Raw genomic sequence first — 23,244 nt, 5'->3', positions numbered from 1 at the left:
GCCCTCCGGCGCGGAGATCATCGGGACTGCACCCTGTTTGTGAGACAGGGGTCAAAACACCTTGCAAGTTTAAGCAGCCAGTCGCCGAAAATCCACCGGCGACTGGTTATTTAGTTTCGCCTGAATCCGAATTGAGTTATAGTAGGTGATGTAGTCTCGAACGGTCCGTTCAACGATTGCTGTCGTTGTACACATGAGATCTTCGAGGTAGAACGTTTCAGACTTTAGGGTGGAATGAAACGATTCGATGGGGGCATTATCCGCGGGCGTTCCTTTACGGGACATGCTCATGGTAATGCCTTTTTCTTTGACTGCCGCCTGGTACGCCTGAGACGTATACACACTGCCCTGATCGCTGTGGAGCAGCATGTTGGCCCGCTCTGGAAGTTGGCCCAGCGTATCCAATACAAAGGACGTGTCCTGCTTGTCCGCTATACTGTAAGCGACAATTTCTCCGTTGTACAGATCCAAAATACTTGAAAGGTACAACATCTTGCCGCCAAACGGCAAATACGTAATATCTGTGACCAGTTTTTGCAAGGGAGCTGCTGCATGAAATTGCCGCTTTAACAGATGTTCTGCAGGTTGTGCCGGTTGCCCCGTAGTCTTTCGTTTCTTCATCCTCACACGGCACTGTAATCCCTCACGCTGCATGATACGCTGGACCCGTTTATGGTTTATAGGCTCTTCTGCCCGAAGGAGTGCCGTGATTTTACGGTAACCGTACCGGAATTTGTGCAGAGTGCAAAGCTGCCTTATCTTTTCCACCATCCGATCTGTACGTTGAGTCCTGGCAGCCTTCCAGCGGTAGTAGGTAGCTCTCGCGACCCCAAGCCACGCACAAGCCTCCGACACCTTCACTTCTGCCCGAATGGATTCGATCCAGGCAACGACAACTTCTGGTTCCACCCCCTTTCCAGTTCCTTGTACTTTTTTAGCAGGTCCAATTGTTGCTTCAGGAATCGATTCTCTGCCTTTAGTCTCTCCAGCTCCGTAGTGGCTTCCGGACCTTTTCCAAGGCTGTATTGCTTACCTACAGGTTGCTCCATGCGATGAATTTCGCCTTCGCGATACCATTTCATCCAGACTTTTAGTTGTGTCCTATTTCGTATGCCCAACTGTCTCATAACATCGCTCACGGGTACTCCTGCCAATCTCATTTCTATAGCTTTCATCTTTATTTCTACGGGGTAACTCACTCTGGTTGCCAACGCAAAAAACACCTCCAAGGATATCTCCCTATCTTACGACAGAGTTTCATTCTCTTGAAGGTGTTTTGATTTGTCTCACATTAGGGGGTCAGTCCCCATCTGCGCCGGAGGGCTTTTTGTCCAACTATAGCTGATCGTCCTTGACAATCTCGATCTCAATCCCTGGCGGAGCACCGGACTCAGGGACGGGTTGATCCACCCGTTCGGCGACAATGATCTCGTAAATGCGCAGGAAGATGATTTTGATAATCATATAGACCGGAAGCGCAATGAGGACGCCGATCAGGCCGTAGAAGTCGCCCCCCACAAGTACAAGCAGCACCGTGGTCAGCGGATGCACGTCCAGCGACTTGCCGTAGATGACCGGAGACAGCACGTTATCCTGAATCTGCTGCGCGATCAGAATGACAACGGCTGACCAGATCGCCAGTGAAGGCGATTCGATGAACCCCACGATAATAACCGGAACCGCCGCCAGCAGCGAGCCCACATAAGGAATGAAATTTAGCGGGATGGAGATCAAGGCGAGCAGCAGGGAATAGGGCAGACCGATCAGCAAAAATCCGATATACAGCAAGATGCCGAGCACCACATTAAGCAGGACGCGCGTAACGATGAAGCCGCTGAGTGCAGAGTCGATATCCTTGAACATCTCCTGGCCTTCCTTGCGGTACTTTCTCGGGATCAGGCCCTGAAGAATCGGAGACAGCTTGTTGCCGTCTTTCAGCATATAGTAGAGAATGATCGGCAGGGTGGCGATTACCACGACAATACTGGAGATCACTGCGATCAGATTAGACATTGAATTCGTTACCCAGGTAATGACATTGTTCAGATACTCCGTCAGGCGTGTGGTCACATCTGTATCACCCTTGAAGAAGCGGGAGAGCGACGGATCATTCTGGAGCTTGTTGAACTGATTCTGTATACCCTCGACCAGATATGGCGTATTGTCGATGAAGTTCTGGATCTGCTCACGCAGTGTAGGCCAGACCAGTACCCAGAATAGGACGAACAGTCCGGCGAACACAAGATAGATCAGCAGCACGGACAGCCCGCGGTTTACATTTTTGGTACCCAGATAGTTGACGATCGGCCGCAGCAGATAATACATGAAGCCCGACAGCATCATCGGTACGAGTAATAGTTGAATAATAGATACCAGCGGTGTGAACAGAAAAATGACCTTAGAGCCCAGGTACAGGATCGTCAAAAAGGCGATAATGGCCAGGCAGGTCCGGAAATACTTGCTTTGAAGCATAGGCAGTCCCCCTAATCTCTTAAGTTATGTTTATATTTATGTATACGTATCTTTATAACCGAATTAGAAGAGATTGATTCACGGCCGGCAGTAGCCGTTGCTGTTAGCGGAGTTCAAGGCAGGTTCAACCCCCAGGCAGGGTGGTAATATCGCAGTAACAGGAGGGATGCCGCATGCCAACATTGGTATTGGGGATTTTTGGACACCGGAGTGATGCGGTGCTGGCGATCGAAGAATTGAAGGAGAACGGGATCAAGGCGAAGCATATCTCAGCTTTCACAAAGCAGAAGAACACGCTGGAGATGATCAGCCAGGATGCCGGAATCGGGGATGTGGAGACAGGGCAGGGGAATAAAGGCTTGTTCGGCACAGCCCGCGGACTGGGGGTAGGTCTGGATATGGTGTCCGATTCAGCGGTCGCAGCAGGTCCGGCAGCCCGCAAGCTGGCAGGAGCGGATCTGGAGACAGACGGGCTTGAGGTCAGCCTGATCGGGATGGGAATTCCGCAAGAAGATGCGCAGGCGTATGCGAAGCATGCCGATCTGGAGCATATTATTGTCATTGTCCTTCTGCCCGAAGAGGAGCTGCAGGAGAAGGTGCAGGCCATATTTGCGAAGCATGAGGTCATATCTTTGAAGTAAATGACGGGTTTGGACAAAATAAACGTTCAACGCAGCCGGCGGGACTTTCGTCTGGCTGCTTTTTTTTTGCGGTTCTGTACGAACAGCACCGGGTCGATAACCGGACCTACCTTTCCGCCTGTTTCCTGGGTTACCTGCTTGGCTTTTACCAGAGAGAAAAAAGTGAACAGTTCCCCGAGAACGCCGAAGCCGGCAGCAATAATCGCATAATCCTCTGCACTAAGCTCCTCTGTTTCAACAGGGCCGTTACTGCCTCCCGCTCCGTGGCCGTTAATGCCGCTGCTACTGCCGTTCCCGCCGTTCCCGCCCGCGCTGCCATATCCGTTGTTATTGTAATAGGCCATCTCCTGTTCACCCGCTTTTCCCCATATGTAATATAAATATGTTGCTCGCTGCCATTGTGAAATGGGCAATCGGGAGGTAATTTGCCGAAACAGATGATATAGTGACAGGCTGAAATGAGCAGAAATGAGCAGGGAATGATCCGATTCTTAAAGCAGCGGTGAATTCGGTTGGAATAACTGGGTTAAACTCATGATTTTATGGCGAAAAATAAGCAGAGAAAGCCTCTTTACAGTTCATGAAAACGCTGTTACAATCATAAATGAGCACAAATGATCAACATCGATCACAAATGATTTAGGTCCAGTCATCTTTTCTTTCAATTCAGTAGTTACTGTATATATAGGAATCCGGCAGCGGGTAGCTGCACATCCTAAAGGAGTGAGCTGCATGTTTGAAGAAGAACGCAAACGGATGATTCTGCTGTTTGTCGAGAAGCATACAAGAGCCTCGGTTCAAGAGCTGGGCCAGGAGCTGTCCGTCTCGGAATCGACCATCCGCCGGGACCTCAAAGAGCTGGAGGAAGCGCGGCTGCTGAAGCGTACGCATGGCGGGGCAGTGTCCCTGCAGAGTGTGAATTTTGAAGCGGCGGTTTCAGACAAGGAAGACCGGTTTCTGGAGGAGAAGCTGCGGATTGCCGGGAAGGCTGTGGAGATGATTGAGGATGGCGATGCCATTCTCCTTGACGGCGGTACCACCACCCTGCAGATTGCCCGGGCGCTGAAATCGTTCCGTAATCTCAAGGTCATTACCAACTCGATCATGGCGCTGAACGAGCTGAAGGACTGCCGTCATATTGAGGTGTCTATTACAGGCGGGATGCTAAGGCCGGACACTATGGCTTTTGTCGGGCCGATGACTGAACGTTCGCTGGACATGGTACGGGTGGATAAGGCTTTCCTTGGCACCAACGGGCTGGATATCCGCGAAGGGATTACGACGCCGAATATGCTGGAAGCGGCCACGAAGCGCAAAATGATCGCAGTAGCGAAGCAGACGATCCTGCTGGCCGACCACAGCAAAATCGGGCAGATATCCTTCTGTAAGGTCGCAGATCTGCAGGAGATGGACCACTGCATTCTGGATACGGGGATACCGGATAGCTTCCGGAGACAGCTTGAGAAGCTGGATGTGGATTATACACTGGTGTGATGGGATGGGAAGACAAACATTATAAATGAGGGATGAATGATGATCTATACGGTGACACTCAATCCTTCCGTCGATTATATCGTGGAGGTAGAAGAGTTAACATTAGGCGGACTCAACCGGATGAAGCGGGATATGAAGCTGCCTGGCGGCAAGGGCATTAACGTATCCCGTGTACTGAAGCAGCTGGGCGTTGAGAATACGGCCACGGGATTTCTTGGCGGTTTCACCGGAGGCTACATTGACACCTGGCTGGGCCAGGAAGGGATATCCCGCGACTTCGTTCCTATTGCGGACGATACCCGGATCAATATCAAGCTTAAGGCAGGCCAGGAGACGGAGATTAACGGTGCTGGTCCTGTCATTACGGAGACCGAGACGGCTTCGCTGCTGCACAAGCTGGAAGCCCTGAAGCCGGGTGACATTGTGATTCTGTCAGGCAGCACGCCACCTTCGCTGGGCGGAGATTTCTACAGCAGGCTGATTGCAGTATGCAAGCAGAAGGGCGCGGAGTTTGTTATTGATACGACCGGGCAGGCCTTGCAGGACGCATTATCCCAGGGACCGCTGCTGGTCAAGCCGAATCACCATGAGCTGGCAGAGCTGTTCGGTGTTCAGATCAGTACCCGGGAGGAGATTATCACTTACGGACGCAAGTTGCTTACGGGCGGCGCCAAGCATGTGCTGGTCTCCATGGCTGGAAAGGGCGCATTGTTCATTACAGGGCAAGAGGTCTACCATGCCAGCGCTCCTAAGGGCCAGGTGAGGAATTCAGTAGGTGCGGGAGATTCGATGATTGCCGGATTCGTGGGCACCTTGTCGCTGACAGGGAATGTGCTGGAAGCCTTCCGTGCCGGTGTGGCATCAGGAAGTGCCACAGCATTCTCCGATGATCTGGCAGACCGGGCATTGATTGAAGAGCTTCGTCCGCTTATTGCCATATCTCAGCTATGAATAACAGAGGTAAGAGGTTCAAGTACATTCGGGGAGTTGAGATTAGATGAAAATTACAGATTTAATGATACAGGAAACGATGATTATGGAGCTGCAGGCTACCACGAAGGAAGGGGCCATTGACGAGCTGATTGCCAGTCTCGCGGCCAGCGGACGCATCACGGATGCGAAGCTGTTCAAAGAGAAGATTCTGGAGCGTGAAGCCCAGTCCAGCACAGGCATCGGCGGAGGCATTGCCATGCCGCATGCCAAGACCAAGGCCGTTAAGGAAGCCACGGTGGTATTTGCGAAGAGCAGCGCCGGAATTGATTTTGCCTCCTTGGATGAAGCCCCGGCCCATATATTCTTCATGATTGCCGCGCCGGACGGAGCTGGAAATATGCACCTGCGAACACTCGCTGCACTGTCCAGGTTGCTCATTGAAAGCGAATTCATCGAACAGCTCATGGGTGCCAAGACACCTGCCGAGGTGTCCGCCTTATTCGATGCCAAGCAAGCGGAGGCTGAGGCCCAGGCAGAAGCGGAAGCCAAGGCAGCGGAAGTGAAGGCTGCTCCGAAGGCAGCCGCACCGCAAGCTGAACCGGCACGGATCATTACCGGGAACCCGGATTCACAGAGCTTCGTAGTTGCTGTAACAGCCTGTCCCACTGGAATCGCCCATACTTACATGGCCGAGGATGCCCTCAAGAAAAAGGCCAAGGAGATGGGCATTAATATCCGCGTTGAAACCAACGGCTCGGAGGGTGCGCAGAATGTGCTGACTGCAGACGAAATCGCCCGGGCCAGCGGGGTCATTATTGCCGCTGATAAAAATGTAGAGATGGAGCGCTTCAGCGGCAAACCAGTGCTTCAGCGTCCGGTTAGCGACGGTATCCGCAAGTCAGAGGAACTGATCCGGATCGCAGTTGCAGGAGATGCGCCTATCTACCGCGGCTCTGAACGCAATGACGAAGGGGCAGCGCCTGTAAAGTCCGGTTCTATTGGAAGCAAAATTTACAAAGACCTGATGAACGGCATCTCGCATATGCTGCCGTTCGTAGTCGGTGGAGGTATTCTGCTGGCGATCTCCTTCCTGATTGAACAGGTGGCCAGTCCCGACAATCCGCTGGTTAAGCTGCTGCAGAGCATTGGCGGCGGTGACGGAGCCTTCCACTTCCTGATTCCGATCCTGGCCGGATTTATCGCGATGAGCATCGGCGACCGGCCTGCGCTTATGCCAGGTATGGTCGGCGGTCTAATGGCACTCAACTCCAATTCAGGCTTCCTCGGCGGTCTGGCGGCAGGGTTCCTGGCCGGTTACGTTGTGGTTATGCTCCGCAGAGCCTTCTCGGGCCTGCCGCGCACACTGGACGGACTGAAGCCGATTCTGCTCTATCCCGTATTCAGTCTGCTGATTACCGGCGCGATTATGTTCTTCCTGTTCGATCCGTTATTCAGCTGGATCAATGGGGGACTGACCGATGTGCTTAATAATCTGGGCACAGGCAACAAGATTCTGCTGGGCTTGGTGCTTGGCGGAATGATGGCCATTGATATGGGCGGCCCGTTCAACAAAGCAGCTTATACCTTTGCCATCGGCGTGTTTACGTCCAGCGGCAATACGAATGGAATGATGATGGCCGCAGTCATGGCTGGAGGGATGGTACCTCCGCTGGCGATTGCCCTGGCCACCTCATTCTTCAAGAATAAATTCACGGAGACCGAACGTAAATCCGGTGTAACCAACTATGTGCTGGGCTTATCCTTCATCACCGAAGGAGCCATTCCATTCGCTGCGGCTGATCCGCTGCGGGTGCTTACCTCCTGTATCCTGGGCTCTGCCGTAGCCGGCGGACTTACCCAGCTGTGGAACCTCAACGTTCCCGCACCGCATGGCGGTGTGTTCGTAGCCTTCCTGTCCAGCAATGCCGCGCTGTTCCTGTTATCTGTGCTGATCGGCTCCGTGATTTCCGGGCTGATCCTTGGGCTCTGGAAGAAGCCGATTGAAGCGAAATAACCTATTTTACCTTTCCCTGAAACCGCCTGGGAGCAGAGACCATTCTCTGCCCCCGGACGGTTTCTTTACCATTGAACTCGTGAATAATGGCTGTTTTACGCTTGCCCCTCCATTTTGGTGTCTTATTTCGGTATAATTAACAATAGATATACAGAGAAGGCAAAGGAGAATGCGAAATGATTTTGCACAGAGGTGAGGTCTTATTCCGCCAGGGAGACGGCGGCCAGAACCTGTTCAAGGTGAAGAGCGGACTCTTCAAGGTCACGAGACTGCATGAGAACGGGAACATGGTACTATTCAACCTGTTATATCCGGGAGAGACTGTTCCGCATCATTCCCTCATTTCGCCGAAGGAGGCGCATGGAACCGCAGTGGCGATGATGAAAAGTGAGGTAGAGCTGATCCCGGCTGCAGAATGGTACCGGGAGCTGAAGGAGAAGCCTGAGAAGGTGATGGAGATCGCCCTTTTGCTTCAGGAGAAGGTGCGGTTCATGCAGACGAGGCTTGATCATCTCACTGTTGGGACGCCGGGGGAGCGGATGGCTCTGCTGACCCGCTGGCTGACCGAATATTCTCATGGCGCACAGCTCACAGATCTGCTGACACAGGAAGAGATCGGACAATTGATCGGCGTCCGCCGCGAGACCGTCAACCGTCTGCTGAGAAATCAGGGCTGATTGCTTATTTTTGATGGAAACTGTTTAGAGTGGCCCTTCCGCGTGGTATAATCTATTCAGAACATATCAAACTAAAGAAAGGATCAGGATACCATGTGTCCCCGAAGGACGATTCCCCAAAGGACGATTTGGAAACGTTATGATCTGTCTTATACTTAGCTTCCCTGTAGAATGTGCGCGAACCGTTGTTCATTGACGAAGCCGCTTCTGCGAAGGGAAGGGAGTATTGTATGCGAAGGAGCAACATCTCCTCAGGTATAACCCATCGTAGAGGCTGGCACGAACGTCTAGCCGCCATATACGATAAGGGGAGACCGAGTAATGAGGAAACAAGACAGTGGCATGAGTTTGCCGCTCCGGTTAGCCATTATTTTGACCGGAACACTATTGCTTGCATTTACGTATTATCACATTAATTATCAGAACCACTTGACCGAAGGCGGATTCGTAGGATTGTCGCTGCTCGGCAAGTATGTACTGGGGATTTCACCATCACTAAGCATCCTGATTTTGGACATTCCGGTACTCATCATCGCAATCATTTTCAAAGGAAAATCATTCGTAGTGAACACCTTCATATCCGTAGTGGCTTTCACGGTATTCTACGGGCTGATGGAACGCTATTCCGGCTGGGTTATTGACCTGCAGGATAACTTGCCCGTTGCGGCATTGTTGTCCGGGGTATTGACAGGTCTGGGCGCAGGAATGGTCCTGCTGGGCGGCGGGGCGAGCGGCGGGGACGATATTTTGTCCGTGCTGATCAGTGAATGGAAAGGTATTAAGGTAGGAACCGTATTTATCCTGATGGATGTAATCGTTCTGGCTTTTTCCCTCTTCTATATGCCGTTAAGAGAAACGCTGTATACGGTGATGGCTGTAGTTGTAGCCGGTTATGTAATCACTTTTACAACCTCTCTGGGCAGACGGAAGCTGGTTCAGGCACCTAAGATTCCGTCTGCACTTGCCAAGACTCAGGAAGGCACAGTGAATGTGAATAATGCAATGTGAACTCCGTGAACCACGGGGATGATAAAAGGTCAGCGGACTACCGTCCGGCTGGTCTTTTTTTTGTGATTTTTTTAAAATATAAGAATATATATGTTTCACACGATAATTTAGCCTTCTATTTCTCGCTGAAACGGTACCGTCTTTTAAAAGGACGGCAAAGCCGTTTCTACTTGTGAAATAAGGTCCGGCTATTCCTGCTTCACCGCTGACAGCAACAGGAACATCGGACGCCGTGTCTCCTCCTGCCAGGCCGGATTCTTCTCCAGCATCTCAGGGGTCGGCTGCAGCTCAGATAGCTGCTTCAAGCCGAAGCCTGATTCGAGCAGTGTACCCAGATAGGTGGCGGTGGTCCGGTGGTATTTTGCAACCTTGTATTCGAGAAAATCAGCCAACCTTAGCCCTTCCAGATGATAGTTGTCTACGGGCCAATGCTGCTTCTCCCCGTCCGGACTGTAATGCCAATCCTGCGCGGCGAGCGCGGTGAAGATCGGATGCTCTACAGAGAAGACGAAGGCTCCCCCGGGCTTCAGGCAATGCCGGACCTGGCGGCAGAGGCTGCCGAAATCTTCAATATAGTGGATCGCCAGCGAGCTGATTACGGTATCAAATTGTTCTGCCCCGAATGCGGCATCCTCAATCGCGAGCTGGAGATACTCAATCTTCGGGTCGTCCGTCATCGCACGGGCACGTTCCAGCATATTGGCGGAGAGATCTATGCCTACGACGGAAGCCGCCCCTTGCTCCCGGGCATACCGGCAATGCCAGCCGAACCCGCAGCCCAGATCAAGCACCCGCTGGCCCGCCAGATCAGGCAGCAGGGTACGGAAGACCTCCCATTCTCCGGCAGCCTCCAGTCCGCCCGTAGAGCGGGGCATCTGGCTGTAATTCGCAAAAAAACCCGCGTCGTCATACTTATTTTGCTTCATTCACTGAACCTCCTACATCCATTTGTTACAGAAAGTATAACGCAGATTGGACAGAGGTGCAGCCTTAAGAGTACTTTGTTACCCTTCTGGACGGTAGCGGATAATCAGCAGGACAACCGTTGTTACAACGGCCAGTGACAAGGTATTGGTGATCAGAAAAGCAAGTCCGACCCCCTGCGCGGCCAGGTTAACCGCATAAGCCTCCATTAGAAGGATGCCCAGCAGCATCAGCAGATAAGCTTTCAGACTGAGATCTGCAACCGAACGGGTCCTGAAGATCTGCACAATCTGCGGAATCCAGCCTACCGCGAGAATGAGACCGCCAACCAGCTGCATAGCTGTGAATAACATACGTTGCACCCCGCTATTCTTATATTCTTAATAGTATGGTGTATGCTCAGGGGGAGAGGGAGGTTCAGACAAAAACCCGCCGCCCCTCGGGAGGGACGGCGGGTTCACCCGGCGGGCGTCTGCCCGGGTCTAGGATTGCTTCAGCTGGATAAGCTGCTCCAGCAGCTGCTGCGTGTCGTCTACAGGAAAGGCTTCCTGCAGCACTTCATTAACGGTCTGCTTCGCCCGGTCAACCTTGTCTTGACCAATAGCAGTCAAGGACGTATAGATGCTTCTGCGGTCTGCCTCGCAAGACTTGCGCTCCAGCGCTCCGCAGCCCTTGGCTTCGAAGCGGCTGACCAGCCGGGACACAGCACTCTGGCTAAGTCCGACCATCGATTCCAGCTGTTGGAGCTTCAGCTTTTGCTCAGGGGCTTCGGACAGAAACAGTAATACGTAGAATTCCTTAAGCGATAACTCATAGTTCTCGGTCAGCTTCGCTTCAAGGACTGCGGCCACCTTCATCTGTATCAGAGAGAGTGATAACCAGCTGTTAATCAGATCATTTGAAGGGGGGTTAGTCATGTCTTCCATCCTCCCGGTGTGTACCTGTAATGAAAAGTAGTTGTTATACAGTATACCATCACCATAGGCAAGCTGCTGACGAATTGTCCTTAACGCGGGAATCCCAAAGCATACTGCTTAGGGATATCTGCGTCTTTGCGCAGCGCCACACTGGCTTCCAGCGTCCAGTAAGGATTACGGAGCATTCCCCGGCCCACTGCCACCAGGTCAGCTTCTTCATTGCCGATGACGGCATTGGCAAGAACCGCTTCATCCAACCGGCCGACAGCAATCACCGGTACGTTCAGCTCCTGGCGGATGGTTCTTGCCAACGGTAACTGATAGGCTGCATGGTTGCCCGGTCCATTCTCTGCGTCAACTGCTCCCTCACCGCCTGAACTGATATGGAAAATATCGGCCCCTGCTTCCATATAAGCTCTGCTGATCTCCAGACCCTCTTGAAGGCCGTAGCCGCCTTCCACATATTCTCTGGCGGAAATCCGCATGATTAGCGGCATATCCTCAGGCATCACGCTCTTGGCGGCAGCGATAACCTCCCGGCCGAACAAGGTCAGATCCTGTCCGTACTCATCAGTCCGCTGGTTGGTCAGCGGCGAGTGGAACTGGTGAATCAGATAGCCATGGGCGCCGTGCAGCTCAATAGTGTCGAACCCGGCCTGAACCGCACGCTCTACGCCCCGTTTGAATTTCTGGACCATGTCTTTAACCTCCTCTGTCGTCAAGGCATGGGGAGTCTTGGACTTGCCGTCAAAAGGAATAGCAGAAGAGGAGACGGGAACCTTGGCATCCTCCGCCTTGCGACCGGCATGGGCTACCTGAATTCCAATTTTGGATCCATGGGCATGACTGGCTTCCACAATCCGCGCCAGTGAAGGAATCTGCTTATCAGACCAGAGGCCCAGATCATAATCGGTAATCCGGCCGTCCGGGTCCACATCAGCCATCTCGACAATGATCAGTCCGGTGCCGCCGACAGCGCGGCTTACATAGTGGTTGTAATGCCAGTCGTTAGCGATTCCATCTTTATTGGTAACTGAATATTGGCACATGGGCGGCATAACAACCCGGTTCTTCAATTTTAAGCTTTTATACTCATAGGGGGTGAACAGATCTTTCGTCATCCTTCTCGCTCCTTCGGTTTGCTTGGGATAGTTAATTATAAATGCATGCGCATGCATATAAATATAAAGGGTACCTTCCGTCCTGTCAAGTCAGCGTTATGAATTAAAATTTGCAATACTGCAAGGGACTTGTAAGTTTCAGAAATAGCTGTGTGAGTTTACAATTATTATATTGAAAACAATAAAGGGGGATCGCCATGGAGCTGCTGACCATTGTGAAAGCAATCATCCTGGGAATTGTGGAAGGGCTGACCGAATTTGCTCCGGTATCCTCGACAGGCCATATGATCATCGTTGATGATATGTGGCTTACATCGCAGGAGTTCCTGGGGAAGTATACGGCCAACTCCTTCAAGGTAGTGATTCAATTAGGCTCCATTCTTGCGGTCGTCATTATTTTCCGTAACCGGTTCATTGATCTGCTGGGCTTCGGGAAGCTCAGCCGCAAGGACTTGGCCGTAGTGCCGGAAGGGCAGCGGCAGGCTCCGGCGGAAGGACGGTTGAAGCTGACACATATCCTTGTCGGATTGCTACCGGCCGGAATCTTTGGATTTCTGCTGGAGGATTACATCGATGAGCATCTGTTCTCTACCTTTACTGTGCTGATTGGACTTGTGGTTGGAGCATTATTTATGATCTGTGCCGACCGTTTTGCGCCTGCGAATGCCCGGACTGAGAGTGTGGATCAAATTACATATAGGCAGGCGCTATCAGTCGGATTGATCCAATGTATCTCCCTGTGGCCGGGCTTCTCGCGGTCGGGTTCGACGATATCCGGCGGGGTTCTGCTGGGCATGAGCCATCGTGCGGCAGCCGACTTCACCTTCATCATGGCGGTGCCGATTATGGCTGGGGCGAGCCTGATTTCACTGCTGAAGAACTGGCAGTATTTTACGCTGGATGCCTTGCCGTTCTTCATTGCCGGGTTCATCAGTGCCTTCGTATTCGCACTGGTATCGATGCGTTTCTTCCTGAAGTTGATTAACCGGATTAAGCTGCTGCCCTTCGCGATCTACCGGATTGTACTTGCGGGTGTGGTCTATCTGATCTGGTTTTGATTTCGTCGTGACCCAATGTCTAAGCTGCTCCTTGATCATGGGGGGCGGCTTTTTTTGGCGTTCTGCTATAGGGAATCTGTATAGCCGGATTGCTTGGAATCTGTTGCGGGGCGCGGGAGGCGTGCAGTAAGATGGCATCAGATTAAGGCTTGGAGACAAAAGCGACAGACAATTATACAGAGGAGTGGACACCTATGAGTAAAGGAATCAAGACAAGCAGCCTCGGTTATCCGAGAATCGGGAAGAATCGTGAATGGAAGAAATTATTGGAGGCTTATTGGGCCGGGAAACTCGATGAGCAGAGCTTCCGCTCGCAGATGGAGGATATTCAGCTTCAGCATCTTCAGACCCAGCAGCAGGCCGGAATTGATCTGATTCCGGTGGGCGATTTCACCTTCTATGACCATGTGCTGGATACCGCCGCCATGTTCGGAATCGTACCGGCGCGTTATGGATATAAGGGCGGAGAGATTCCGCTGGATCTGTATTTTGCAATGGCGCGCGGCAATGCAGAGGCCCCGGCCTGCGAGATGACCAAATGGTTCAATACGAATTACCATTACATTGTGCCTGAGATCGGCAGCCTGTCCCCGGTATTGACAGCGAATAAACCGCTGGAGGCTTACCGCTTCGCCAAGGAGCGGGCAGGCATTGAGGGCAAGCCGGTTATAGTCGGACTGTATACCTTCCTGAAGCTGTCCAAGGGCTTCCCGGCAGCAGACATCGCCGCCGTTGCCGCACGCTTCCTCCCGCTGTATGTCCAGCTGCTGCAGGAGTTGCAGGCGGAAGGAGTAGTCTGGGTACAGATCGATGAACCGGCGATTGTTACCGGCTTAACGGCTGAGGATACCGCACTGCTCCAGAACATTTACAGTGAGATTGCTGCTGCCGTACCAGGACTGAACCTGATGCTGCAGACGTACTTCGAAGCTGCGGAGCCGCTTGAAGCACTTCTGGCGCTGCCTGTGCAGGGTCTAGGTCTTGACTTCGTGCATGACGGCGGCAAGAATCTGGAGTCGGTTGCACGCCTGGGCTGGCCGCAGGATAAGGTACTCGGCGCCGGTATCCTTGACGGACGCAACATCTGGCGCGCCGATACCGATGCCAAGCTGGAGCTGGTAGCGAAGCTGCTGACCTATGTGCCCCAGGAGCAGCTGATTCTCCAGCCTGCCTCAAGCCTGCTGCATGTGCCTGTAACGGTTGAGGGCGAGGTCAAGCTGAAGGCTGCGGTCAAGAATGCCTTGGCATTCGCCAATGAGAAGCTGGCCGAGCTGGTTCTGATTGCGGCAGCCGTGAACGAAGGAAGAGGGCGTTATGCCGCTGAGCTGGAGCGCAGCCGTGAGGTGCTGGCCGTATTCCGTGCCCTGCCGGAGCGCGGGCGTGAGGATGTAGCGGAGCAGGTGCGTGCCCTTGCCCAGCTGCCGGACCACCGCAGTCTTCCGTTCGCCGAACGTGTGAAGGTACAGCAGGAGAAGTGGCGTCTGCCGCTGCTGCCGACCACGACCATCGGCAGCTTCCCGCAGACGGCTGAAGTCCGCCAGGCCCGTCTGAAATGGCGCAAGGGAGTCTGGAACCAGGAGCGTTATGACTTGTTCATCAAGCGGCAGATCGCTGAAGCCATTACGCTTCAGGAGGAGCTTGGTCTGGATGTGCTGGTTCACGGGGAATTCGAGCGTACGGATATGGTGGAATTCTTCGGGGAGAAACTGGCGGGCTATCTGTTCACCGCAGGCGGCTGGGTTCAGTCGTATGGCTCACGCTGCGTGAAGCCTCCAGTAATCTATGCCGATGTTGCCTTTATAGAGCCGATGACCGTCAAGGAGAGTGTGTATGCCCAGTCACTGACGAAGCTGCCTGTTAAGGGAATGCTGACCGGACCGGTCACGATCCTGAACTGGTCCTTTGTCCGCGATGATCTCAGCCGGGAAGCGGTGGCGGGACAAATCGCCCTCGCCCTGCGTCATGAAGTATCCGCACTTGAGGAGGCTGGTATCGAGATGATTCAGGTCGATGAGCCGGCGATCCGCGAAGGTCTGCCGCTGAAAGCGAGAGATCATGAGTATTACCTGAACTGGGCGGTGAAATCCTTCCGGACCGCGACGAATCATGTCAAGGCCACTACACAGGTGCATACGCATATGTGCTACAGTGAATTTAATGACATGATCGGTTCGATCTCGGCGATGGATGCGGATGTCATCTCCATTGAGACCTCGCGCAGCCATGGTGAGCTGATCGTCAGCTTCGAGGAGCAGGAATACGACAAGGGGATTGGACTGGGTGTGTATGATATCCACAGTCCGCGTGTACCGGTGGTAGAGGAGATGACTTCGGCCATCGAACGTGCGCTGCGCGTGCTGGATGTCCAGCAGTTCTGGATTAATCCCGACTGCGGACTGAAGACACGGGGCTGGGAAGAGACCACAGGCGCACTGCGCAATATGGTGAAGGCGGCGGTACTGGTAAGAGAGCAGCACGGCGCAGTGACCCGTTAAATGGCGGAGCTGTTCCGCTTAAGATTCTTAGATTTGCACAGAAAAACCACTGCAAGCGGGAGAGTACAGTCTCCGGCCCGCAGTGGTTTTGTTTTAAAGGAAACACTTGATAATAATTCTCATTCTTGATAGAATGAGAAAAGAAAGAAGGAACCTGTGGAGGGCTCCTTCATATTCTGCAATGATTCATTATTTACTTTCGAAGGTTTTGCAATCTGTTTCCTCAGATTGTGTAGGCTGCTTGGAGCTGTGGTAAGCAACGAAGATGGAATCAGCGTTGCATTTGTTCTCTTCAGCCCAGTAGGTGCAAGAATTAACTGCGCACAATACGTCTTTTGCCATGAGGGTTCACCTCCTCTTGTAGTAGTAGGCAACATAAATCGGCAAGAAATCAATTGCAGCTGCCCGGGCAAGGTGGAGCTTGTCCGAATAGCGCCATAACCTTATTCTATGCGAATAGGGTTTTTGGTGTTTTTTTGCCGTTTTATCATCGTAATTGTAACAAATAAAGAGTTATTACGCAAACAGGACCACACAGGGCAATTCATCGCTGAATGGTCTTTTTTGTTATTTTCCGTAAATGACTGCAACCTTCCAGCTTTTGGAACGTCAAGAGGGATAGGCGCGGAACGGACCGATACAGATAACGGCCTTTCGCTACAGAAGCTGAAACACCGTAAGCAGTATACAATTACACTTTATGGAGGAATGAGCATGCGAAAATGGGGTCTGCATTACTTATTGTATCTAGTGGTTGTAGCCTTAGTCCTGGCGGGATGTGGCGCGTCGAGTAATAACTCAGATTCGGCAGCGAATACAGAAAGCGCGTTCAGAAATGAAGCAGCATCAGACGGATCAGCGGAGAGTGCGCCTGCTGCGGTAGAGGGTAAGAAGGATAGTCTAGCTAACACGGCGATGGCTGTCAATGATCAGGCTGCAGTGAAGGGCGGCGGCGGAAATTCGGCACTCCCTGGGACGGATGCTGGGCAAGGAGCAGATGCTTCTGCCGGATTCACCGGCACCGATGTGGTGGCAGGGCTGAACAAGAAGCTGATCTACAAGGCGAACCTCAATATGGAGGTAAGCGACTACGGGGCAGCCCAGACCGAAGTGCGGAATATGGTTACTCTGGCCGGCGGCTACATTATCGAATTCTCAGAGAATATGTCTGAATATGAACAGGGCGGAACCTTTATCCTGAAAGTGCCTGCGGCGGGCTTCTCACCGTTCCTGAACAATCTGGAGAAGATTAAGCATGAGAAGCTCCAGAGAAGCATACAGGGGCAGGATGTGTCGGAGGAATATGTGGACCTGGAGTCACGCCTTAAGGCGAAGCAGATGATGGAGGCACAGTATATTGATTTTATGAAAAAAGCGACCAAACCGGCTGATCTCGTCCAGTTCGCCAACCAGCTTGGGGAAATCCAGGAGCAAATCGAACAGATCAAGGGCAGAATGCGGTATATCGATCAGAACGTATCGTTCTCTACAGTGGAGCTTCGCCTCTACCAGACTGAGAAGAGTCTTGCCCTTACACAGACTAATTCCGAGGGGCCGCTGGGTGAACGGGCTTCGGAAGCGCTTAAGAGCAGCATGAAGGCGTTGTCTGTGATGTTCCAGTGGCTTGTTGTTGTATTGGCGGCCGCGCTCCCCGTCCTGCTGGTAGCTGGAGTCGTGGTGGCACTGGTGCTCTGGTTACGGAAAAGCTTCAAGCGGCGGCAACCTGCGCATCCTGAACAGGCACGCCTGGGCAGCAACCGTCTGCCGGACCGGGAAGCGCAGCCTCATTCTGAAGCGGCACCTCTAGCACCGGCCGCACCGGAAGAGGAGAATACGGATAAGCAGAACAAATAGAATAAAGCCTCCATACCCGTGAATCCGGGCTGGAGGCTTTGTTCTTGGCCGAATGTATGCGAAAAACAGCATACATTGTGCAGGTACGCAGGCGTGTGGCCCTAATGTATGCGGAAAACAGCATACATTCGGGCCACAGGTAAGTTATGCAATATATGAAGCTATAGCTTGAGGCAAGCCGGATCTCCAGCCTTAAGCATGCTGGAAGAGCACGCGATACTCGCCGTAGCCTTCCTTTTCCAGATCCTCTTTGGGAACAAAGCGCAGAGCTGCCGAGTTGATACAGTACCGCAGTCCATTCGCACCGGGGCCGTCATTGAACACATGGCCCAAGTGGGAATCTGCTGTCTTGCTGCGTACCTCGGTGCGGATCATGAGGTGGCTGAGATCGCTTTTCTCCTTGACCGCGTAGTCCCGGATCGGACGCGTGAAGCTCGGCCAGCCGCAGCCGGAATCATACTTGTCCTCTGAGCTGAACAGCGGCTCCCCGGAGACAATATCCACATAGATCCCGTCCCCATGGTGATCCCAGAATTCGTTGCGGAACGGAGATTCCGTTGCGCTGTTCTGTGTCACTTCATATTGAAGCGGAGTCAGGCGCTCCTTCAGGCTCTGCGGGTCCTCCTTGTGCGTCCAGTGGGCTTCGATGAACGCTTCCCGGCCCGAGCCCTTGCGGTAACGCTTGTAATGGCCGGGATTCTTGTGATGATAGCCCTGATGATATTCTTCAGCGGGATAGAAGGGCTTAGCCGGAAGAATAGGCGTCACAATGGGAGCGGAGAATCGTCCGCTGGCCTGAAGGGCCGCCTTGGAAGCCTCTGCCTGCTGGCGCTGCTCCTCCGAATGGGTGAAGATGGCCGTTCCGTAAGAGGTGCCGCGGTCATGGAATTGCCCTCCGGCATCGGTGGGGTCAATCTGCTGCCAGAACAGCTCAAGCAGCTTGCTATATGGAAAAATATCCGGATTAAACGTAATTTGCACCGCCTCAACATGTCCGGTCGTTTCCGAGCATACTTCCTCGTAGGTCGGATTCACGGTATGTCCGCCTGTATAGCCGGATATAATCTTGACAATGCCGGGAAGCTCTTCAAAAGGGGATACCATACACCAGAAGCATCCACCGGCGAAGGTGGCTTGCTCGGTCTTGAAATTTATAGAATCAGCTTGAAATTCACTCATTGTTATCCCTCCATCTGTAGAATGCAATTAAATAGATCACAATTTAATTATAAATCAAATAGAGGCTTACTGCCAGCATACCAGAAATTCTTGAAGCGTTAGCGGCCCGCAGTAGGACGGCGGCGCATGGACAATCCGGCCACAGCCAGTACGGCAATATACACGATTATAGCTACAGCCGCACTTCGCGGGTGCTGGAACATCTGTCCTCCGAGGAAGGCGTAGAGGGCGATGCCGGGGATTTTGCCAAGTGCGGTGGCTCCAAGATAGCTCCAGAAAGGCAGTCCGGCGGCACCGGCGTAGATATTCACAGCCATCTGCGGGATAAACGGTGCCAGCCGGGCAATCACTACGGATGCAAAAGGACGCTGCTCCACAGCGGACACAAATCTGTCCAGCGCCGAAATTCTGCTTAGATAGGCCATAGATTTGCTCCGGAACATGGATGCAACGACTCCATAGACAAGGGCTGCCGCTATTGTAGTTGCACTCCAGCAGATTAACGCTCCTGCGAAGCTTCCATAAGCATATCCGAACAGACCGATAATCAGCTTATAGGGCAGGACCGGAAACAAGGCCAGCACTGTGGCGGCGAGCATGGACAAATACAAAGGATGATCCTCTCTAAGCCAGGCCAGAAGTTCATACCTGTAGATAAACGCGAGGATTATGCACGAAACATATAGAATAACCGTTAGCCATTTTCTCATTATACTATGCCCCTTCTTCACTCCATCCATTTCATCATACTGAAAAAAAAGCAATTAATGCAATTATTGAAGCAAAGATCATTGTTCCCGCAGCATGACACGGTATAATACATCTATAAGGGAATAGAAATTCCCCCGAGTATGTAAGGAGAGATGCTGTTAATGAAACTACCTGTCCGCAAAAGAGTGGCAATGATCGGCATTGGCGATATTGCCCGTAAAGTCTATTTGCCGCTGCTCTCCCGGCATGATCAGGCCGAGGTGGTGGGTGTGCTCAGCCATTCCTCTGCTACGGTCGAGCGGGCAGTTCAGGCTTATCGCCTTCAGCGGGGCACAACCGAGCTTACGGAGCTGCTGTCCTGGGATCTGGATGCTGTGTTCATACATAGTCCAACAACTACGCACTATGAGCTGGTTACCTCTTGCCTGAAGCATGGGGTGTCCGTGTATGTGGACAAGCCGCTCTCCTATGATCTTGAGGAATCCCGCCGGATGGCAGAGCTTGCTGAGAACAAGGGGCTGCTGCTGGGGGTGGGCTTCAACCGCCGCTATGCCCCAATGTATGTTGCCGCCAAATCCTGGCTGCATAAGGCCGGAGGCATCAGTCAATCCACCGCAGTCAAACACCGTACGAAGCTGCAGCAGGGCAGCAGCCATGAGACGATCCATGATGACCTGATCCATATGCTGGATCTGCTGCTCTGGCTGTCCGGCGGAGATTATGAGCTGCTGCACAGCAGCCTGAGGGCGGATGCGGAGGGACGGCTTCTGCAGGCTTCGGGAATGCTGGGTTGGGAGAACGGCACCACCGGCCATTACAGCATGGTCCGGGATGCCGGGGCTGATCTGGAGAAGCTGGAGCTGCACGGACATGGCAGATCGGTTGAGGTGACGGATATGGAACGGGTTATATTATATGAGCAGGGCTCGTTGCCGCGCACGCAGAACTTCGGCAGCTGGGATACCGTGCTGGAGCGCAGAGGCTTCAGCGGAACGGTCAGCCATTATCTCAGTAATATAGCGACACCGGAGCAGTGCGGGATTTCCGCTTCGGCTGTATTGCCGAGCCATGAATTAGCAGCAAGACTAAGCCGCTGAGCAGTCAGAATCGCAGCAGAGAGGAGAACAACATGGAGGATTACGACAACAAGTCGATGGAAGAGCGGATCATCGAGAGCTATAAGCGGGACGAGGAAATGATGATTCTCGTATTTGCCCAGTGGTGTGTGAATAATAAGCTGGACCCGCATGCCCTGTATCTGCAGGCTTATCCGCAGCAGGAGGGCAATCAGGCGCTGGCCAATGCGCTGGCCCTGACGGTATCCGCAGAGGAGGCGGGGTTCATCTCCGATGATACGGTGCTGGGTGTACTCTCTCTCTATAGCAACGATGATCTTGCCTATGTGGTTACAGAGGCCATCCAGCTTAGACGCAAGGCAGAAGACACCAAAGATTGAGAGTGGAAATATAATAATAGTGGTTAATGAACTTTTTTTTGGCAAACGATGTTCATTCCAGAATAAATGTGGTAAAATTATATATACTAACTAATTGTAAGCTTCATAAGTGAGAGGTGATAACCATGGAAGAACATCAATTGACGATGTGCCCGAGATTTGAGACGGCTTTTTCGTTTCTGGGCAAGCGTTGGAACGGACTCATTATTCAGACCTTGATGAGCGGCCCCAAGCGGTTCAAGGATATTTCCGGACTGATTCCGTCAATGAGCGATAAGATGCTGTCCGAGCGCATGAAGGATCTGGAATGCGAGGGCATTCTGGTACGACATGTGTACCCGGAAACACCGGTGCGCATTGAGTATGAATTAACAGTGAAGGGCCGTGCGCTTGAGCCGGTCATGCAGCAAATCCAGTCCTGGGCCGAGAGCTGGGTGGAGTAGCAGTACCGTAATATATATTTGATGACAGCCTCTTGCCGATTATCGGGTAAGGGGCTTTTCATATGCTGTTTTACTTGTTTATGCAGATTTTGCCCAAATAAACCTTGCACTTAGGCCCTACCTGTGTAATATAATAGAACATACTAAATATTACGGATGTGTGGAAGCGTTAACAAAAGTAGGAAAAGCTCAGGGTTATATGGCAGCGCGGATGCTTACGGGATGTGTTTTGGACGATGCTGATGGAAGGAAGCGGAGGGCTTACACAACTTTTAGGAGGCGAAGACCATGACCATTACCTTGTTTTCCCGGGAAATAACCTATGGAAAAAAGGATGTCGCCGAACTGGAGACTGCTTCGATTAAAGTACAGCTGATCTATGACAAGGTGCTGTTCATGCTTCATAACCATCTCCCGGATTCTCTGTGGGATGCGTGGATCGGCGTGCCGTATGAGATCATTTCTTCTCTATATAAAGGGGATAATGACAGCGGGAGTGTGTTTCAGAAATGGATTCAAGGCCCGTCCGGATGGAAATGCATCGGCTGTGAACGGCATTGTCTGGAGCCGGTAACGGCTAAGGAAGGGAGTGGCTCAAATGTACAGCGCCGTTTTACTTTTCATAATGGAATCAGCCAGAGCATGGTACTTCAAGCTGTGATCTGGTCCATGTATGAGAATACCCGGCTGCTCCAGCCTTACTTGGGGGAGGAGGCTTTTCTGAGCGAGGAGGATATGGAGCTAATCTCTGTATATTTCGTGCCAACCTATCTGACCCCGGTACCACTGAGCGAATTGAACAAACCAGCCAAAGAATATAAGGACAAGAACATCAGAGTGTATCAGGAATGGATCTCTGCCCCCGATCTGGTGCTGCAGTGGAACGGCGGCCTGACCGAAGGCAGATGGATGACGGGTGTATATGTGGATCATTCAAGGTTCGCCGGACTTGGCCCCTATCTGAAGGATGCGCAGGGCAAGCGGACTTATATGCAGGCGACGGTTCAATAAAAAAAGTGGAATTCGAAAAAAAGAGTTGAACTTGAAGCCAGGTCGTCGCTGCGGCGAACATTTGGACTTCCGGCCGCTGCCCAGTTTGGATTTCTTGATATTAACCGCTCTACTCCGCCCGGTTATTCCTCCGTCGGATCAAGTACACAGTGCTTAAGATGACCAGTCCAGCTGTAACAGAAATGATTAGAATGACTGTCCCGTTCGCACCGCTGTCAGCTGCTGATTGGGCGGCGGTTGGATTCACGAAGGTAACGATAAGGATACAGGCCGCCACCACAATGGCCAGAATTGCACCCGCAATGCTTCTCCCGCCCACTCCGCTCTGCCTGCTGCCCGGTCCCACATACGCACCGCTCCAGATCAAGCGTACCAGATAGAAACCCACACCCAGCATGAAAATTGTGTAATTGCCCAGCGGATACTCCAGCCACTTCATTCCGTAGTTTTGCAGCCCCATATCTGCCAGCAATAAGAATGCCATCAAAAGAAATGCCTGATTCCCCGCCTTATGCCGCTTCTGCAGTTGTCTCTCATCCAGGTTCGTTCTGCTCATCCTTCGTTCCCTCCCAAAATAGTTGATCCAGTGTCTTCCCCAGTGTTACACAAATGTCAATGCACAACCTCAGGGTGGGGTTGTAATCACCGTTCTCAATCGCGATAATCGTCTGCCTTGTGACCCCCACGGCATCTGCGAGCTGTTTTTGCGACATGTCTTTTGCCGCTCGGGAAGCTTTGAGCCTCAGATTTTTCCCCATTCCCTCACCTCACTCATAGTGTAAAATATATAAAACAAAAAGTCTAGTATATTTTACATTTGGAGTACTGTATTTCTC

General features: G+C 52.3%; 25 protein-coding genes. 13 read left to right on the top strand and 12 right to left on the bottom strand.

The features are described 5' to 3' along the window. Positions 1 to 69: 69 nt before the first annotated feature. Both NYE24_RS09585 and NYE24_RS09580 read right to left on the bottom strand, forming a co-directional pair. A protein-coding gene (locus NYE24_RS09585; protein WP_342476556.1) for an IS3 family transposase occupies positions 70 to 1,211 on the bottom strand; the annotation gives its coding sequence in 2 pieces (ribosomal slippage) (positions 70 to 938 and positions 938 to 1,211; 1,143 coding nt in all). 124 nt (positions 1,212 to 1,335) lie between these two features. Further along, the gene (locus NYE24_RS09580; RefSeq protein ID WP_051493876.1) at positions 1,336 to 2,472 is read right to left on the bottom strand and encodes an AI-2E family transporter; all 1,137 of its coding nucleotides are present in this window, start codon (positions 2,470 to 2,472) and stop codon (positions 1,336 to 1,338) included. 173 nt (positions 2,473 to 2,645) lie between these two features. Between NYE24_RS09580 and NYE24_RS09575 the strand changes: the two genes are divergently transcribed. Beyond that, positions 2,646 to 3,113, top strand: coding sequence for a general stress protein (locus NYE24_RS09575; RefSeq protein ID WP_342478533.1), 468 nt, complete (start codon positions 2,646 to 2,648; stop codon positions 3,111 to 3,113). A 26-nt stretch (positions 3,114 to 3,139) separates the two neighbouring features. Here NYE24_RS09575 and NYE24_RS09570 read toward each other — a convergent pair whose 3' ends face one another. Further along, the gene (locus tag NYE24_RS09570) at positions 3,140 to 3,457 is read right to left on the bottom strand and encodes a hypothetical protein (RefSeq protein ID WP_076154456.1); all 318 of its coding nucleotides are present in this window, start codon (positions 3,455 to 3,457) and stop codon (positions 3,140 to 3,142) included. Between the two features lie 388 nt (positions 3,458 to 3,845). On the opposite strand from NYE24_RS09570, the gene NYE24_RS09565 reads away from it, so the two are divergent. The 5 genes from NYE24_RS09565 to NYE24_RS09545 all read left to right on the top strand — a co-directional run bounded on the left by NYE24_RS09565 (position 3,846) and on the right by NYE24_RS09545 (position 9,239). Next, entirely contained in the window at positions 3,846 to 4,607 is a 762-nt protein-coding gene (locus NYE24_RS09565; protein WP_036698516.1) for a DeoR/GlpR family DNA-binding transcription regulator, read from the top strand. A gap of 39 nt (positions 4,608 to 4,646) precedes the next feature. Next, on the top strand, positions 4,647 to 5,558 hold the full coding sequence (pfkB, locus tag NYE24_RS09560) for a 1-phosphofructokinase (RefSeq protein WP_036698514.1): 912 nt from the start codon (positions 4,647 to 4,649) through the stop codon (positions 5,556 to 5,558). 46 nt (positions 5,559 to 5,604) lie between these two features. Then, on the top strand, positions 5,605 to 7,554 hold the full coding sequence (locus tag NYE24_RS09555; protein ID WP_342478532.1) for a fructose-specific PTS transporter subunit EIIC: 1,950 nt from the start codon (positions 5,605 to 5,607) through the stop codon (positions 7,552 to 7,554). A 176-nt stretch (positions 7,555 to 7,730) separates the two neighbouring features. Continuing rightward, positions 7,731 to 8,231 carry a Crp/Fnr family transcriptional regulator gene (locus NYE24_RS09550; RefSeq protein ID WP_036698511.1) on the top strand — a complete coding sequence of 167 codons (501 nt, stop codon included), beginning with the start codon at positions 7,731 to 7,733 and terminating at the stop codon, positions 8,229 to 8,231. 321 nt (positions 8,232 to 8,552) lie between these two features. Then, positions 8,553 to 9,239, top strand: coding sequence for a YitT family protein (locus tag NYE24_RS09545; RefSeq protein ID WP_036698508.1), 687 nt, complete (start codon positions 8,553 to 8,555; stop codon positions 9,237 to 9,239). A gap of 188 nt (positions 9,240 to 9,427) precedes the next feature. On the opposite strand, the gene NYE24_RS09540 is transcribed toward NYE24_RS09545, so the two are convergent. The 4 genes from NYE24_RS09540 to NYE24_RS09525 all read right to left on the bottom strand — a co-directional run bounded on the left by NYE24_RS09540 (position 9,428) and on the right by NYE24_RS09525 (position 12,201). Beyond that, on the bottom strand, positions 9,428 to 10,165 hold the full coding sequence (locus tag NYE24_RS09540; protein ID WP_036698506.1) for a class I SAM-dependent methyltransferase: 738 nt from the start codon (positions 10,163 to 10,165) through the stop codon (positions 9,428 to 9,430). Between the two features lie 78 nt (positions 10,166 to 10,243). Further along, positions 10,244 to 10,516 carry a PQ-loop domain-containing transporter gene (locus tag NYE24_RS09535; protein WP_036698505.1) on the bottom strand — a complete coding sequence of 91 codons (273 nt, stop codon included), beginning with the start codon at positions 10,514 to 10,516 and terminating at the stop codon, positions 10,244 to 10,246. Between the two features lie 129 nt (positions 10,517 to 10,645). After that, positions 10,646 to 11,080: a MarR family transcriptional regulator gene (locus tag NYE24_RS09530; RefSeq protein WP_036698504.1), complete on the bottom strand. Its 435-nt coding sequence runs from the start codon at positions 11,078 to 11,080 to the stop codon at positions 10,646 to 10,648. Between the two features lie 89 nt (positions 11,081 to 11,169). Beyond that, positions 11,170 to 12,201 carry an NADH:flavin oxidoreductase/NADH oxidase gene (locus NYE24_RS09525; RefSeq protein ID WP_342478531.1) on the bottom strand — a complete coding sequence of 344 codons (1,032 nt, stop codon included), beginning with the start codon at positions 12,199 to 12,201 and terminating at the stop codon, positions 11,170 to 11,172. A 197-nt stretch (positions 12,202 to 12,398) separates the two neighbouring features. Between NYE24_RS09525 and NYE24_RS09520 the strand changes: the two genes are divergently transcribed. Both NYE24_RS09520 and metE read left to right on the top strand, forming a co-directional pair. Beyond that, a complete protein-coding gene (locus NYE24_RS09520) occupies positions 12,399 to 13,259 on the top strand; it encodes an undecaprenyl-diphosphate phosphatase (protein WP_036698502.1) in 861 nt (286 codons plus the stop codon). A 194-nt stretch (positions 13,260 to 13,453) separates the two neighbouring features. Beyond that, positions 13,454 to 15,754: a 5-methyltetrahydropteroyltriglutamate--homocysteine S-methyltransferase gene (gene metE, locus NYE24_RS09515; RefSeq protein ID WP_342478530.1), complete on the top strand. Its 2,301-nt coding sequence runs from the start codon at positions 13,454 to 13,456 to the stop codon at positions 15,752 to 15,754. Positions 15,755 to 15,943: 189 nt separating this feature from the next. On the opposite strand, the gene NYE24_RS09510 is transcribed toward metE, so the two are convergent. Further along, on the bottom strand, positions 15,944 to 16,096 hold the full coding sequence (locus NYE24_RS09510) for a DUF1540 domain-containing protein (RefSeq protein ID WP_076154452.1): 153 nt from the start codon (positions 16,094 to 16,096) through the stop codon (positions 15,944 to 15,946). A 372-nt stretch (positions 16,097 to 16,468) separates the two neighbouring features. Here NYE24_RS09510 and NYE24_RS09505 point away from each other — a divergent pair, with 372 nt between their 5' ends. Next, positions 16,469 to 17,608: a DUF4349 domain-containing protein gene (locus NYE24_RS09505; RefSeq protein WP_051493875.1), complete on the top strand. Its 1,140-nt coding sequence runs from the start codon at positions 16,469 to 16,471 to the stop codon at positions 17,606 to 17,608. Positions 17,609 to 17,800: 192 nt separating this feature from the next. On the opposite strand, the gene msrA is transcribed toward NYE24_RS09505, so the two are convergent. Next, complete coding sequence (msrA, locus tag NYE24_RS09500) at positions 17,801 to 18,787, bottom strand: peptide-methionine (S)-S-oxide reductase MsrA (protein ID WP_051493874.1); 987 nt, start codon at positions 18,785 to 18,787, stop codon at positions 17,801 to 17,803. Positions 18,788 to 18,885: 98 nt separating this feature from the next. Beyond that, complete coding sequence (locus NYE24_RS09495; RefSeq protein WP_076154451.1) at positions 18,886 to 19,497, bottom strand: VTT domain-containing protein; 612 nt, start codon at positions 19,495 to 19,497, stop codon at positions 18,886 to 18,888. 162 nt (positions 19,498 to 19,659) lie between these two features. Here NYE24_RS09495 and NYE24_RS09490 point away from each other — a divergent pair, with 162 nt between their 5' ends. From NYE24_RS09490 to NYE24_RS09475, 4 genes are all read left to right on the top strand, one after another. Next, complete coding sequence (locus NYE24_RS09490) at positions 19,660 to 20,595, top strand: Gfo/Idh/MocA family oxidoreductase (RefSeq protein ID WP_036698499.1); 936 nt, start codon at positions 19,660 to 19,662, stop codon at positions 20,593 to 20,595. Positions 20,596 to 20,627: 32 nt separating this feature from the next. Beyond that, entirely contained in the window at positions 20,628 to 20,954 is a 327-nt protein-coding gene (locus NYE24_RS09485) for a hypothetical protein (protein ID WP_036698498.1), read from the top strand. Positions 20,955 to 21,079: 125 nt separating this feature from the next. Then, the gene (locus tag NYE24_RS09480; protein ID WP_036698497.1) at positions 21,080 to 21,397 is read left to right on the top strand and encodes a helix-turn-helix domain-containing protein; all 318 of its coding nucleotides are present in this window, start codon (positions 21,080 to 21,082) and stop codon (positions 21,395 to 21,397) included. 288 nt (positions 21,398 to 21,685) lie between these two features. Beyond that, on the top strand, positions 21,686 to 22,408 hold the full coding sequence (locus NYE24_RS09475) for a hypothetical protein (protein WP_036698496.1): 723 nt from the start codon (positions 21,686 to 21,688) through the stop codon (positions 22,406 to 22,408). A gap of 109 nt (positions 22,409 to 22,517) precedes the next feature. Here the strand turns inward: NYE24_RS09475 and NYE24_RS09470 are convergent, their stop codons facing one another. Both NYE24_RS09470 and NYE24_RS09465 read right to left on the bottom strand, forming a co-directional pair. After that, positions 22,518 to 22,964 carry a DUF6773 family protein gene (locus NYE24_RS09470; RefSeq protein WP_036698495.1) on the bottom strand — a complete coding sequence of 149 codons (447 nt, stop codon included), beginning with the start codon at positions 22,962 to 22,964 and terminating at the stop codon, positions 22,518 to 22,520. Further along, a complete protein-coding gene (locus tag NYE24_RS09465; protein WP_036698494.1) occupies positions 22,942 to 23,166 on the bottom strand; it encodes a helix-turn-helix transcriptional regulator in 225 nt (74 codons plus the stop codon). The genes NYE24_RS09470 and NYE24_RS09465 overlap by 23 nt, the downstream gene beginning before the upstream one ends. Positions 23,167 to 23,244 lie beyond the last annotated feature (78 nt).

Source organism: Paenibacillus sp. FSL H7-0350 (assembly GCF_038593195.1).
Classification (GTDB): Bacteria; Bacillota; Bacilli; order Paenibacillales; family Paenibacillaceae; genus Paenibacillus_AQ.
This window is presented reverse-complemented; position numbering and strand designations above follow the sequence as displayed.

What these genes read in the sequence shown, in the direction of transcription:
- NYE24_RS09530 (WP_036698504.1), bottom strand. Translation starts at nt 11,080, where the DNA reads ATGACTAACCCCCCTTCAAATGATCTGATTAACAGCTGGTTATCACTC.
- NYE24_RS09565 (WP_036698516.1), top strand. Translation starts at nt 3,846, where the DNA reads ATGTTTGAAGAAGAACGCAAACGGATGATTCTGCTGTTTGTCGAGAAG.
- NYE24_RS09555 (WP_342478532.1), top strand. Translation starts at nt 5,605, where the DNA reads ATGAAAATTACAGATTTAATGATACAGGAAACGATGATTATGGAGCTG.
- msrA (WP_051493874.1), bottom strand. Translation starts at nt 18,787, where the DNA reads ATGAGTGAATTTCAAGCTGATTCTATAAATTTCAAGACCGAGCAAGCC.
- NYE24_RS09575 (WP_342478533.1), top strand. Translation starts at nt 2,646, where the DNA reads ATGCCAACATTGGTATTGGGGATTTTTGGACACCGGAGTGATGCGGTG.
- NYE24_RS09465 (WP_036698494.1), bottom strand. Translation starts at nt 23,166, where the DNA reads ATGGGGAAAAATCTGAGGCTCAAAGCTTCCCGAGCGGCAAAAGACATG.
- NYE24_RS09475 (WP_036698496.1), top strand. Translation starts at nt 21,686, where the DNA reads ATGACCATTACCTTGTTTTCCCGGGAAATAACCTATGGAAAAAAGGAT.
- NYE24_RS09470 (WP_036698495.1), bottom strand. Translation starts at nt 22,964, where the DNA reads ATGAGCAGAACGAACCTGGATGAGAGACAACTGCAGAAGCGGCATAAG.
- NYE24_RS09525 (WP_342478531.1), bottom strand. Translation starts at nt 12,201, where the DNA reads ATGACGAAAGATCTGTTCACCCCCTATGAGTATAAAAGCTTAAAATTG.
- NYE24_RS09540 (WP_036698506.1), bottom strand. Translation starts at nt 10,165, where the DNA reads ATGAAGCAAAATAAGTATGACGACGCGGGTTTTTTTGCGAATTACAGC.
- NYE24_RS09545 (WP_036698508.1), top strand. Translation starts at nt 8,553, where the DNA reads ATGAGGAAACAAGACAGTGGCATGAGTTTGCCGCTCCGGTTAGCCATT.
- NYE24_RS09570 (WP_076154456.1), bottom strand. Translation starts at nt 3,457, where the DNA reads ATGGCCTATTACAATAACAACGGATATGGCAGCGCGGGCGGGAACGGC.
- pfkB (WP_036698514.1), top strand. Translation starts at nt 4,647, where the DNA reads ATGATCTATACGGTGACACTCAATCCTTCCGTCGATTATATCGTGGAG.
- NYE24_RS09485 (WP_036698498.1), top strand. Translation starts at nt 20,628, where the DNA reads ATGGAGGATTACGACAACAAGTCGATGGAAGAGCGGATCATCGAGAGC.
- NYE24_RS09520 (WP_036698502.1), top strand. Translation starts at nt 12,399, where the DNA reads ATGGAGCTGCTGACCATTGTGAAAGCAATCATCCTGGGAATTGTGGAA.
- NYE24_RS09550 (WP_036698511.1), top strand. Translation starts at nt 7,731, where the DNA reads ATGATTTTGCACAGAGGTGAGGTCTTATTCCGCCAGGGAGACGGCGGC.
- NYE24_RS09510 (WP_076154452.1), bottom strand. Translation starts at nt 16,096, where the DNA reads ATGGCAAAAGACGTATTGTGCGCAGTTAATTCTTGCACCTACTGGGCT.
- metE (WP_342478530.1), top strand. Translation starts at nt 13,454, where the DNA reads ATGAGTAAAGGAATCAAGACAAGCAGCCTCGGTTATCCGAGAATCGGG.
- NYE24_RS09505 (WP_051493875.1), top strand. Translation starts at nt 16,469, where the DNA reads ATGCGAAAATGGGGTCTGCATTACTTATTGTATCTAGTGGTTGTAGCC.
- NYE24_RS09535 (WP_036698505.1), bottom strand. Translation starts at nt 10,516, where the DNA reads ATGTTATTCACAGCTATGCAGCTGGTTGGCGGTCTCATTCTCGCGGTA.
- NYE24_RS09495 (WP_076154451.1), bottom strand. Translation starts at nt 19,497, where the DNA reads ATGAGAAAATGGCTAACGGTTATTCTATATGTTTCGTGCATAATCCTC.
- NYE24_RS09480 (WP_036698497.1), top strand. Translation starts at nt 21,080, where the DNA reads ATGGAAGAACATCAATTGACGATGTGCCCGAGATTTGAGACGGCTTTT.
- NYE24_RS09580 (WP_051493876.1), bottom strand. Translation starts at nt 2,472, where the DNA reads ATGCTTCAAAGCAAGTATTTCCGGACCTGCCTGGCCATTATCGCCTTT.
- NYE24_RS09490 (WP_036698499.1), top strand. Translation starts at nt 19,660, where the DNA reads ATGAAACTACCTGTCCGCAAAAGAGTGGCAATGATCGGCATTGGCGAT.